Source organism: Mesorhizobium wenxiniae, assembly GCF_002284535.1.
Lineage (GTDB): Bacteria > Pseudomonadota > Alphaproteobacteria > Rhizobiales > Rhizobiaceae > Mesorhizobium > Mesorhizobium wenxiniae.
The window spans coordinates 375,621-386,068 of sequence record NZ_NPKH01000016.1 but is presented as its reverse complement, the minus strand read 5'-3'; the positions used below and the strand labels follow the sequence as shown (position 1 = coordinate 386,068).

Here is a 10,448-nt window from a genome sequence, read left to right as displayed (position 1 = left end):
GGCCGCCTGTTCCGGTTCGGCCTGCTGCTGCTCGGCGGCGGGCTGCTCCTTGGCCTTCCGCTTCTCAGGCTTGGCCGCCTGCTCGGGCTCGGCCTGCTGGGCGGCGGGCTGCTCCTTGGCCTTCGGCTTCTCAGGCTTGGCCGCCTGTTCCGGCTCGGCCTGCTGCTGCTCGGCGGCCGGTTGCTCCTCGGTCGTCGGCTTCTCAGGCTTGGCGGTCTCTTCCGGCTCAACCTGTTCGCCGGTCGCGGGCGCCTGTTCGGTCGTGGCTGCGCCTTCGGTCGGCTTTGATTTCCGGCCAGCCTGAACCTGCTTCACCTCCTCGATGTCTTTGAGCTCAGCTGGTTTGGCATCGGGATCGGCCTTGACTTCACCTTCAAAGACCGTGACCGTATTCTTTTCCAATTTGCCGGCCTGCTCGGGCGTCTCGGTCTCGCTGACCTCGACGACAGTCACCTGCTGGTTCGTCTCCTTCTCGATCACATCAACATCAATGACTTTGTTGATCACCACGTTGTTCTGGATCGTCACGTCGCCGGCCGGCTCGGCCGCCTCGACAATGCGCACAAACTCCGGCTGATCACGGATAACGACGACAGAAATGTCCTCAGCAAGGAATTCGCGGGTGGGGACCACGACCCAGTAAAAATCCGGCGTGGTGTCGAACGTCACCTCGATTGAAATCAAATCGGGATCGCGGCGCGGCGGCAGCGGAGCCCAGATCATGTGCTCCCTGTCACGCCGCCAGCTCACCCATGCTGGCGCCCAACGAGTCCCGGGAACCCAGTACCAGCCGATGTCGTCGGCATAGCCCCACCGGCCGTAATGGTAGGTCGCCCAGCCGAACGGCTCGTCGGACACCCAGAGCCACCCATACTGCTCGGTATAGACCCAGTGTCCAAGGGTATACGGACGCCAATCGTCAGGTACATCGACCGGGACGAAAACGGTCGCTCCGCGGTAGGAAACCCAATCACCATGGGAAGACAGGTCATCGTAGAATGTGCTGATCGAAATGGAAACGTCGGTGGCGGCCCTCGCCTCGGACACAAGCGACAATGGCGCAACCGGGTTGGGAATCTCGACGACGGTGAGCAGGCAGGCGGTTACACCGCCCAGCATCAGCCGTACAGCATTTTGCGCAAGGACGCGTTTCATCCTAGTCTTCCTCCGAAACAGATCGCCCTTCCTCTTGGAAACTCGCCGGCTGTCGGATTGTTCCACTTGCTAGCGATGCCCGCATCTGCTCACACACCGGCTCGTCATCACACGATGGTAGCCACCCCTATCAGCGCAAACAGCACACATGGGCGCATTGCTGCCTGGCAGCCTCGGGCCGAAAGCAGTCAGCCCGCGCTCTGGAATATAGCCACGAAAAACGGGCAAGCTGACATCTGCGCGGACAATACCTAGGTTGCACCGAAGCAGCGGGGTACCTGCACCCCTGCGCCCGCGCGACACGAACAGTATCCGGTTGTTCAAAACCGTTTCTGGGCCCCCGATTGAACCGGTGCGGATCGGCGCCACACCAAGAGGGCATCGACTCCGCCCTCAAGCAGCGATGGAACACCATGGTCCGCGGCTGACCTTCACGACCGAGCTTTTCTCGACGCGCTCCGCGTAGTCGAGATACTGCGCCCGGGAAAGCTTCTGACCGGGCTCCGGATTGACGGGCAGCCTGTAGAGATATTCGCGGCATTTGTTGAGGCCTTTTGCGTCGACGCCGGCGTTACCGCCAGAAGGTCTGCCGCCTGCCGCAGGGTAATCCATGCGCTAGCTCGGGTCCTCCAAGCGGTTTCTTTTGCGCCACTCCTCGTACTCCCCACAGGCGTCGTCATGCAGCGGATAGTAGCGTTGCAGCGGCCCGCCCTCCATGAGCTTCACTCGCGAGAACTCCTCCCAATCGTGATGCTTCTGTGATTCTTCGATTACCGTCGGGGCCATTGCGACAGGGAGCACCACCACCCCGTCGTCGTCGGCGACGATGATGTCACCGGGGATCACCGTGACACCGCCGCAGGCGATCGGAACGTTGACGGCATTGGGATAGATGCTGGTCTGCACATGATAATTTGGCGTCCAGCCGCGCAGCCATAGGGGCAGATCGAGCTTTTCAACATTGGGCCGGTCGCGCATGCATCCATCGATGACGATGCCCGCGCCGCCCCTGCCTTTGAAATACGTCGACATCATATCGCCGAAGACGCCCGAGCTCATGTCGCCGCGCGCGTCGACCACGACTACATCGCCCTCCTGTGCGTGATAAAGCACGTGCCGATGCAGCTGCGTCTCCGGATCGGCGTATTCTCCCTCGGTGAATAGGTCCGGCCGCTGTGGCATGAACTGCAGCGTCAGCGCCGGCCCGACGATCGACTTCCCGTGGTTCTGCGCCACCGGTCCGACCATGTGCGGATTGCGAAAACCCATGTGGCCAAGCGTGCCGGCAACCGTCGCGGCGCCGATCTCCCTTAGCGCGTCGATCAGGTGTTTTGGCGGCCGCGTGATGTCGGGAGCATGTGTCATCGTGGACTCCGGTTGAAAGAGAACTACCAGTTCGTAACAGAACCGTCGCGGCGCTTAAGGTGAGGTGCTTCCCAAAAACGAAAGCTCGCCGCCTGGATCGCCTCCTCGTTGACCTCGACGCCGAGCCCCGGCAGATCGCCGACCGGATAGTTGGTCCCGTCGAGCCGTGGTTGCACGGGGAAGAAGTCGGAATTGTCGAAGCCCAGCTTTGTTTCGGGTTCCCTGGTCTCGAGCCAGGCGAAGTTGGGTACCGCGGCGGCGAGATGCACGGTCGCGGCCGTGCACACCGGACCAAGGGGATTGTGCGGCATCAGATCCACATAGTGCGCCTCGCTCCAGCCAGCGACTTTCATCGCCTCGGTAAGCCCGCCGACATTGCAAACATCGAGCCGGTTGAACTGGTGGATGCCACGCTCGATGTAGGGCAGGAACTGCCACTTGCTGGCAAATTCCTCGCCGATGGCAAAGGGGATGTCGGTCATCGTACGCAGGGATTCGTAGGCCTCCGGTGCCTCGTCTCGTATCGGCTCTTCGACGAAATCAAGCACGCCGCGGCCGAGCTTGTTGCAGAAGCTCGCCGCCTCGGCCACCGACAGCCGATGATGATAATCGATGCCGAGGACGACGTCGTTGCCCAGCGCCTCGCGCGCCTTGTTAAGCATACTCGAGGTAGCGCCGATCGACTCGCGCGGCTCGAAGTTCTCCGTGCTGTTTTGCCCGGCGGGGAAGAAGCGGATCGCCTGCCAACCCTGTGCGTGTAGCTCGCGGGCTCGTTCGATGGCAACGTCGCCTTCGGCCTCGTCTCCGGTCGAAGCGAAGGTGGGGATGCGGTCGCGCTGCTTGCCGCCTAGCAGCTCGTAGACCGGCACTCCCAACGCCTTGCCCTTGATGTCGTGAAGGGCGATGTCGATGGCGGAAATCGCCGCCTGCAGAACTCGTCCGCCTTCGAAGTACTGGCTGCGATAGACCTCCTGCCAGATGCGGCCCATCTGCATCGGGTCGCGGCCGATGAGAAACTCGCGATAGTGCTCGACCGCGCCGGCCACCGCTTTCTCGCGACCACTCAAGCCGCTCTCACCCCAGCCGAAGATGCCTTGGTCGGTCTCGACCTTGACGAGCATCTGGTTGCGCGTTCCTACCCACACTGGATAGGGCTTGATCGCGGTGATCTTAAGCTTCGTAGTCATCCACGCCACGTTTCCAAACGCATCCGCCCTGTCTCAGTTGGCCTTGAGGGCCATTTCGGTTTGGCCGTCGAACAGATGCATCCGCTCCTGGTCGAACTCGAGCCAGATCTGTTCATCGGGCGCGACGGCAATGTTCGGCGGCACGCTGACGTTGACGATGGCGCCGGACAGGAACGCCTGCACGAAGGTGACGTCTCCGGTCGGCTCCACCGTGTAGGCCTTGGCCGGAATGGCACCGGGGACCGCGCTCTTGCGCAGCTTGATCGTCGAGTGACGCGCGCCGAGCACGACTTTCTTGGTCGTTGCCCTTGCGACCTTCTGGGCGTTGCGCGGCGAGAGCTCAAAGCTCCAGCCCTCCGCGCCCGTCAACACAGAGTTGCCGTTTGCCGTCGATGCCTCCAGCGGAATAAGGCTCATCGCCGGGCTGCCGATGAAGCTGGCGACGAACATGTTGACAGGATGGGCAAAGACCCGCGCCGGTGAATCGTATTGCTGCAGGTAGCCGCCGTTCATCACCGCCATCTTGTCGGCCATGGTTACGGCTTCGAGCTGGTCGTGCGTCACATAGATGATTGTCGCCTTGAGGTCTTGGTGGAAGCGCTTGATCTCCGACCGCATCTGCACGCGCAGTTTGGCGTCGAGGTTAGAGAGCGGCTCGTCCATGAGGAACACGGCGGGGTCGCGGACAAGCGCACGGCCCAGGGCCACCCGCTGCTGCTGCCCGCCCGAAAGTTCGCGTGGCTTGCGCTCGAGCAGGTGCGTCATGTCGAGCACTCGCGCCGCTTCCTTGACCTTCTTGTCGATCTCGTCCCTGGGCAGTTTGCGCATCTGCAGCGGGAACGCCAGGTTCTTGTAAACCGATTTCTGCGGATAGAGAGCGTAGTTCTGGAACACCATTGCGATGTCCCGGTCCTTGGGGTCGAGGTCATTGACCACCCGGTCCCCGATGACGATGTCGCCCGAAGTGATCGGGATCAGCCCCGCGACGAGATTGAGTGTGGTTGTCTTGCCGCAGCCTGAAGGGCCGACGAGCGCAACGAACTCGCCGTCATTGACCGTCAGCGAGACGTCGTTGACAGCTTTGAAGCTGCCATAAGTCTTGACGAGATCTTTGAGGACCACGTGGGCCATCGGCAACTCCCTAGTGCTTGACCGCGCCTTCTGTAAGGGCGCGTACGAAGTATCGTTGCAGGACGAGGAACAGCACCACGACGGGCACGCTCATCATTAAGCTGGCCGCCATCAGGCCCGGAAAGTCCGTCGTATTCTCTGAGAAGAAGCGCTGGATGCCGACCGGCAGTGTCAACTGGTCGTTCTTGGTGAGGAAGGTGTAGGCGTAGATGTACTCGTTCCACGCGCCGATGAACGAATAGATCGCGGTGGCGATGATCCCCGGCGCCGAGAGCGGCATCACAATCAAGATGAAGGCCTGGAACCGCGTTGCCCCATCGATGCGCGCCGCCTGCTCGAGCTGCACCGGAATGTTGTCGTAAAAGCCCTTGAGCAACCAGATCGCCAGCGGCAGGCCGAAGGTGAGATAGGTGAGAATCAGCGAGCCATGCGTGTTCATCAACCCGAGCAGGCGCATCAGGATGAACAGCGGCACGAGAAAGATCACCGCCGGGAACATGTTGCGCAGCAGCACGGCGAAGAACAGGAAGTTCCGGCCGGGGAAACTGAAGCGCGAAAACGCGTAGGCCGCAGGGACGGCGACGATCACCGAGAGGATTGTCGTGACGGTCGACACGAAAAGGCTGTTCCAGAAGAAGCGGAGGAAGTCCTGGCCGACGCTGTTCTGGGGATCGAGCAGCTTCTCGTAGCTGGCGAGGGTAGGTTCGTCCGGCCACCATTGCGGCGGGAATTGCATCGCCGCGAACCCGGACTTGATCGAGGTGATCAGCATCCAGATCATCGGCACCGCGGTGTAAAGCAGCATGAACACGAGGAAGATGCGCCCGGCCCACCGCCATCCGTCGACGCGCATGCGGCGACGGCTCAGGCCTCGAGGGGCTGTCTTGGCAGTCGTGCTCATGCGCTCCCCTCTTTCCGCTCGTTGCCGCTTAGCGCACGGACGTAGAAGTAGCCGAGCGTCATCAGGATGAGGAACAGGAGCACCGAATAGGCAGATGCCACGCCCCAGCGCTGTCGCCCGAAGGCAAGCTCATAAATGTGGGTGATCCAGATATGCGATGCGTTGGACGGCCCGCCGCCGGTCATGATCCAGGGGATGATGAAGGAATTGAAGTTGGCCACCGCGAGCAGCAGGATCGTCACCGTCGAGACGTTGCGCAAGTGCGGGAAGGTGACGTGCCAGAAGCGCTGCCAGGCGCTGGCGCCGTCGACCTGCGCGGCGCGCAGCAACTGCTCGGGCACGGTCTGCAGGCCGGCCATCATCATGATCATGGCAAACGGAAACTCGCGCCAGATATTGACGACGATCAGGGAAGGCAGCACCGTGCTGACGCTGTCGATAAAATTCGGCGGTCGGTCGGCCAATCCGAGGCCGACCAGCACCGCACCGATGATCCCGAAGTCCGAATGATAGATCCACTTCCAAATATAGGAGGCGGCGACCGCGCTGATGACCCAGGGAATGATCAGGATTGCGCGCAGGACACCGCGGCCGATAAAGGCGCGGTGGAGTGCCAGCGCGGTGGCAAACCCCAGGACAAAGGAGATCAAAGTGGATCCCAGTGTCCAGATCAGAGTGTTCCAGGTGACTTTCCAGAACACCTCACTGGTGAGGATGGCCGTGTAGTTGTCGAAGCCTATGAAGGTCTTGTCGCGAAGTTGTAGGCCAGGCGGCGTCTTAAAGAACGACAGCTCGATCGTGTAGTAGATCGGATAGGCGATGACGATGAGCATCACGGCGATCGCAGGGAGCACGTACGCGTAGTCAGCGCGATGATCCCATATTTTCCGTAGCACGCCGGACCTACCGGATTGCAATCTTCGGCGAGCCTCGGCCTTGCCGGTCACGATCGTCACTGTGGCGCGCCCTTATTTCTTCTGAACGAACCGGCTGCACTATCGGTGCAGCCGGTCAGGCTTGGACTAGAGTCCGCCCATCAGGTCTCTTACCTTCTTGGCCGCGTCGTCCGCTGCCTGGTCGACGGTCATCGCGCCGGTCAGGGCATTCTGCAGCATGTCCGGGACGATGATGTTCATGATCTCGGGGGCCTGCGGCAGCGCTGGAAACGGGATGCCATATGGTAGCATCGAGGTCGTCACATCGAGGAACTTGATGTTGTCTAGGCGTTCCTTCATCCATTTGGTCTTGAAGCCGTTAAGGTTGCCCGGGTTCGAGCCGGCGTAGGCCATCTTCAGCGACCATTCAGGGCTTGTCCACATGCAGATGATAGCCTTTGCAGCCGGCTCGTCGACCTTGCCGCCCTCGACATATTCAGGCTTCAGAATGTGAATGTTCGAGCCGCCGAACACGACTGCGCGCTTGCCGTCGGGGCCAGTGGGAATCAGGCCGTAGCGCATGTTGTCGATGACGGTCTGCGCCTTATCCTTGTCGGCGCCCGTCGCCTTCTTCTGCAGGTCGAGCATGACGTCGTAGTCGGAAGGATGCGAGATCATCATGCCGAGCTGGCCGGCGAGGAACAGGGGCTGGTTATCGGCCTGCTGGTTGGTGAGTGCCGAAACCGGAACCGACTTGTCGCGAACATACATGTCGTACGAGGCTTGCAGCGCGGCCTTGCTCTGAGGGCTATCGAGCTTGACCTGCTCATAGGTCGGGTTCGCGGTGGCTTCGTCGAAGACGCCGCCGCCATAGGCCCACAGCTGCGGCATGAAACGGTACGGCGTATTGCCGGCATTCTTGCGGGCCACGAGGCCGTAACCGGCAATGCCGAGCTTGTCGTGGATCTGCTTGGAATACTTGACGACGTCGTCCCAGGTTGCCGGAGCCTTGTCCGGATCGAGGCCCGCACGCTTGAAGATGTCGGCGTTCCAGATGAACGCCATCGTCTCGTTGTTGGTTGGAATGCCGTAGGTCACCCCCTCCCAGGTCACGGCCTTCATCGCGCCGGGCCAGAAATCCTCGGTGGAATACCCCACATCCTCGGGTTTGAGCGGCTGCAGATAGCCTTTTGAGGCGAACTCGGTACCACCCAGGATTTGCAGGCGGACCGCCATCGGCGCGGCATTGCCCAGGAGCGCCGTGCGGAACTTGTCAAGAAGGTCGTTATAGGTGAGGGCTTGTTCCTCGAGCTGGATGTTCGGATAGGTCTTGCGGAAGGTCTCGAAGAAATCTTTGTAGTACTGGCGCAAAAGGTCGGGGTCGCCCTCGAACACGCCCTGATACCAGAAAGTCAGTCGCCCCTTGTAGTCGAGGGGGGTGACCTTGGCGCAATCGGCCGCCGCGTCAAAATCCTGTGTGCCCGCAATGGAGCGCACATATTCCGGCGACCACTTGCTGAGGTCGACCGGCGGCGCTCCCAGCGCCGAAGTGGACATCAGCGATGCCATCAAAGCAGTGGCGACAGTGCCGCGCAGGACCGCACTGCCGAGCGTAATCCTCGTCATAGGTATCCTCCCTGTTCTGCATGCCGCCCTGCGCCGAGGCAAAGCGGTCTAGCTCGTTCGACCGCGGGACGCCTTTCTGTTCTATGTATCCCTTCGATCATTTTGTACGTTTTCAGATCGTGGATTGCCTGTCAACGCGTTGAATCGTACATTGTTTGCGGAAACCGTGTGTGATATCGGGCAGGGTATGTATTGATTAGGGGAGCCGGCCTTGGCCGAAATGAGCGATTTCAAAGCGATGCCACCTGTGGGCACTGATCCAATCGGGGCATCCAGCGAGGGCGCCTCGCTTTATGAACTCATCAGGGAAGACATCATTGAGGGACGGCTCGCCGCCAATGAACGGCTTGTGGTTACCGAGCTCGCCCGGCGTCACGGCACCTCGACCAACCCCGTGCGCGAGGCCCTGCAGCTCTTGCGCGGGGAGGGTTTTGTCATCTTTCTTCCCAACCGCGGGGCGCGCGTCCGACCCATAGATCAGGATTTTGTCCGGGATATCTATGAAATCGGTGTTTTGATTGAGCCGGCCCTGACGCGATGGTTTGTGAATATGGCGACCGGCGAGGACATCGCCGAACTCGAACGTCTCCAGGGCCTGATTGAAGAGAACAACTTCGCCGACACCTTCAGGCACAGTGAGCTTGATACCGCTTTCCACACCGTGATGTACCAGCGGCACTATAACCGCCATGCCGCCGAACTTTGGTGGAAGCATCGCGAAGTGCTGCGAGCCGTCAGCCGGCGTTTCAATTTCACGCTCGCGCGGCGTGCCGCGATCATTCGCGAGCACCGCGAACTCATCGCGCACGTAAAAGCGGGAGAAGCCGACAAGGCGGCCGAACTCGTTTCCCGCCATGTCGAGGGTTCCGGCCGGCATATTCTCGAACAGATGCGTGCGCGCAACGCCGCTCGGGCCGGATAGGAACGAAGGTCCAGTCTCGAACATCGTTAGCCTGGCCATTTCAGATAAAGGAATTGAGATGAAAATCACGAGCATTCGGCCGTGGCTGATCAAGTCCGATGCTTCTTATTGGGGAGAGTACCTGTTCGTCGAAGTGACGACCAACGAGGGGGTGAGTGGCTGGGGAGAGATCACCACCACTACAAAGCTCGCCAACCGCGCTCTCTGCACGATCCTGCGGCAGATCGGTGTCGCCGTGACAGGCGAGGATCCAGCGCGTATCGAGCACCTCTGGCACAAGATTTTTCGCAGCTTCACCTACATGGGCAGCCGCGGCGCCGCCGTCGAATGCGTGAGCGCCATCGATATAGCCCTCTGGGATATCCGGGGCAAAGTCCTCGGTAAGCCGATTTACGAGCTGCTGGGCGGACCAGTACGCGATGAAATCGCGCTCTACACCCATCCCAACCAGGCCAAATTCACCAGCAAGGAGGCTGTGGTCCGCGAAATTCTAGACATCGTCGAGTCCGGACACACCGCGCTCAAGTTCGATCCGTACCCCCAGCAGGGCCGCAGCGCCGATGGCCTGCCCCGCGAACAGCGGGACGGCTACCTCGATGGCAGCATGACCCGCAAGGACGAGCGCGAAGCCGCCGAACTCACGGCTCTGATCCGCGAAACGGCGGGGCCCGATGTAGACATTCTCATCGATGCGCATGGCCGCTTCGACGTTCCCACCGCCATTCGCCTCTGTCGGAGCCTCGAGGAAGCCGGCCAGATCGATTGGTTTGAGGAGCCCTGCCCGCCCGAGAGCCTCAACGCCCTCAAGCAGGTGCGTGAAAAGGTCAGTGCCGCCATCTCGTGGGGCGAGCGCGGCCACACGAAGTGGGATTTCGTGCCGGTACTCGAGAACAGGCTCGCTGACTACATCATGCCGGACGTCACCTGGACTGGCGGCATTACCGAACTCAAGAAGATTTCTGCCCTATGCGAAGCCTACTACGTCCCGGTCTCGCCACATGACGCCGCGGGACCGATCAACGTGGTTGCGGGAGCGCAGGTGATGATGACCGTTCCTAACTTCTACAAGCTCGAAACGTCGGGGTGGAACCTGGGCAAATACGATCACCTCATCGACAGACCACTCGACGTCTCGAACGGCAGCCTCAAGCTGACGTCGAAGCCTGGCCTCGGTATTGAGATGGACCGTGACTACCTGCAGGCCCACGAGATTGAGCTGGGCTAGCAACGCCTATGCCGGCCCGGCGTGCGGGCGACAAGCCCCATCCACCAGAACGAGGATAGGT

Annotated in this window: 10 protein-coding genes; 2 read left to right on the top strand and 8 right to left on the bottom strand. The window is 61.0% G+C overall.

Annotated elements, in window-relative coordinates:
- The 8 genes from CIT31_RS09670 to CIT31_RS09635 form a co-directional block, all read right to left on the bottom strand.
- Positions 1-1,119, bottom strand: a 1,119-nt coding sequence (locus CIT31_RS09670) for a DUF6600 domain-containing protein (protein WP_342586914.1), incomplete at its 3' end; no start/stop codon positions are given.
- A 429-nt stretch (positions 1,120-1,548) separates the two neighbouring features.
- On the bottom strand, positions 1,549-1,767 hold the full coding sequence (locus CIT31_RS09665) for a hypothetical protein (RefSeq protein WP_206073348.1): 219 nt from the start codon (positions 1,765-1,767) through the stop codon (positions 1,549-1,551).
- Between the two features lie 3 nt (positions 1,768-1,770).
- Positions 1,771-2,520, bottom strand: coding sequence for a ribonuclease activity regulator RraA (locus tag CIT31_RS09660; RefSeq protein WP_095518401.1), 750 nt, complete (start codon positions 2,518-2,520; stop codon positions 1,771-1,773).
- Positions 2,521-2,543: 23 nt separating this feature from the next.
- Complete coding sequence (locus CIT31_RS09655; RefSeq protein WP_095518400.1) at positions 2,544-3,707, bottom strand: mandelate racemase/muconate lactonizing enzyme family protein; 1,164 nt, start codon at positions 3,705-3,707, stop codon at positions 2,544-2,546.
- A 33-nt stretch (positions 3,708-3,740) separates the two neighbouring features.
- Positions 3,741-4,838 carry an ABC transporter ATP-binding protein gene (locus tag CIT31_RS09650; RefSeq protein ID WP_095518399.1) on the bottom strand — a complete coding sequence of 366 codons (1,098 nt, stop codon included), beginning with the start codon at positions 4,836-4,838 and terminating at the stop codon, positions 3,741-3,743.
- Between the two features lie 10 nt (positions 4,839-4,848).
- The gene (locus tag CIT31_RS09645) at positions 4,849-5,739 is read right to left on the bottom strand and encodes a carbohydrate ABC transporter permease (protein WP_095518398.1); all 891 of its coding nucleotides are present in this window, start codon (positions 5,737-5,739) and stop codon (positions 4,849-4,851) included.
- Positions 5,736-6,695 carry a carbohydrate ABC transporter permease gene (locus tag CIT31_RS09640; RefSeq protein ID WP_095518397.1) on the bottom strand — a complete coding sequence of 320 codons (960 nt, stop codon included), beginning with the start codon at positions 6,693-6,695 and terminating at the stop codon, positions 5,736-5,738. The genes CIT31_RS09645 and CIT31_RS09640 overlap by 4 nt, the downstream gene beginning before the upstream one ends.
- A 66-nt stretch (positions 6,696-6,761) precedes the next feature.
- Positions 6,762-8,240 carry an ABC transporter substrate-binding protein gene (locus tag CIT31_RS09635; RefSeq protein WP_095518396.1) on the bottom strand — a complete coding sequence of 493 codons (1,479 nt, stop codon included), beginning with the start codon at positions 8,238-8,240 and terminating at the stop codon, positions 6,762-6,764.
- Positions 8,241-8,451: 211 nt separating this feature from the next.
- On the opposite strand from CIT31_RS09635, the gene CIT31_RS09630 reads away from it, so the two are divergent.
- Positions 8,452-9,162: a GntR family transcriptional regulator gene (locus CIT31_RS09630; protein ID WP_095518395.1), complete on the top strand. Its 711-nt coding sequence runs from the start codon at positions 8,452-8,454 to the stop codon at positions 9,160-9,162.
- A gap of 58 nt (positions 9,163-9,220) precedes the next feature.
- The gene (locus tag CIT31_RS09625; RefSeq protein WP_095518394.1) at positions 9,221-10,387 is read left to right on the top strand and encodes a mandelate racemase/muconate lactonizing enzyme family protein; all 1,167 of its coding nucleotides are present in this window, start codon (positions 9,221-9,223) and stop codon (positions 10,385-10,387) included.
- Positions 10,388-10,448 lie beyond the last annotated feature (61 nt).

Bases quoted from the DNA above. Each gene is read 5' to 3' on its own strand.
- CIT31_RS09665 (WP_206073348.1), bottom strand. From the start codon at position 1,767: ATGGATTACCCTGCGGCAGGCGGCAGACCTTCTGGCGGTAACGCCGGC.
- CIT31_RS09660 (WP_095518401.1), bottom strand. From the start codon at position 2,520: ATGACACATGCTCCCGACATCACGCGGCCGCCAAAACACCTGATCGAC.
- CIT31_RS09655 (WP_095518400.1), bottom strand. From the start codon at position 3,707: ATGACTACGAAGCTTAAGATCACCGCGATCAAGCCCTATCCAGTGTGG.
- CIT31_RS09650 (WP_095518399.1), bottom strand. From the start codon at position 4,838: ATGGCCCACGTGGTCCTCAAAGATCTCGTCAAGACTTATGGCAGCTTC.
- CIT31_RS09645 (WP_095518398.1), bottom strand. From the start codon at position 5,739: ATGAGCACGACTGCCAAGACAGCCCCTCGAGGCCTGAGCCGTCGCCGC.
- CIT31_RS09635 (WP_095518396.1), bottom strand. From the start codon at position 8,240: ATGACGAGGATTACGCTCGGCAGTGCGGTCCTGCGCGGCACTGTCGCC.
- CIT31_RS09625 (WP_095518394.1), top strand. From the start codon at position 9,221: ATGAAAATCACGAGCATTCGGCCGTGGCTGATCAAGTCCGATGCTTCT.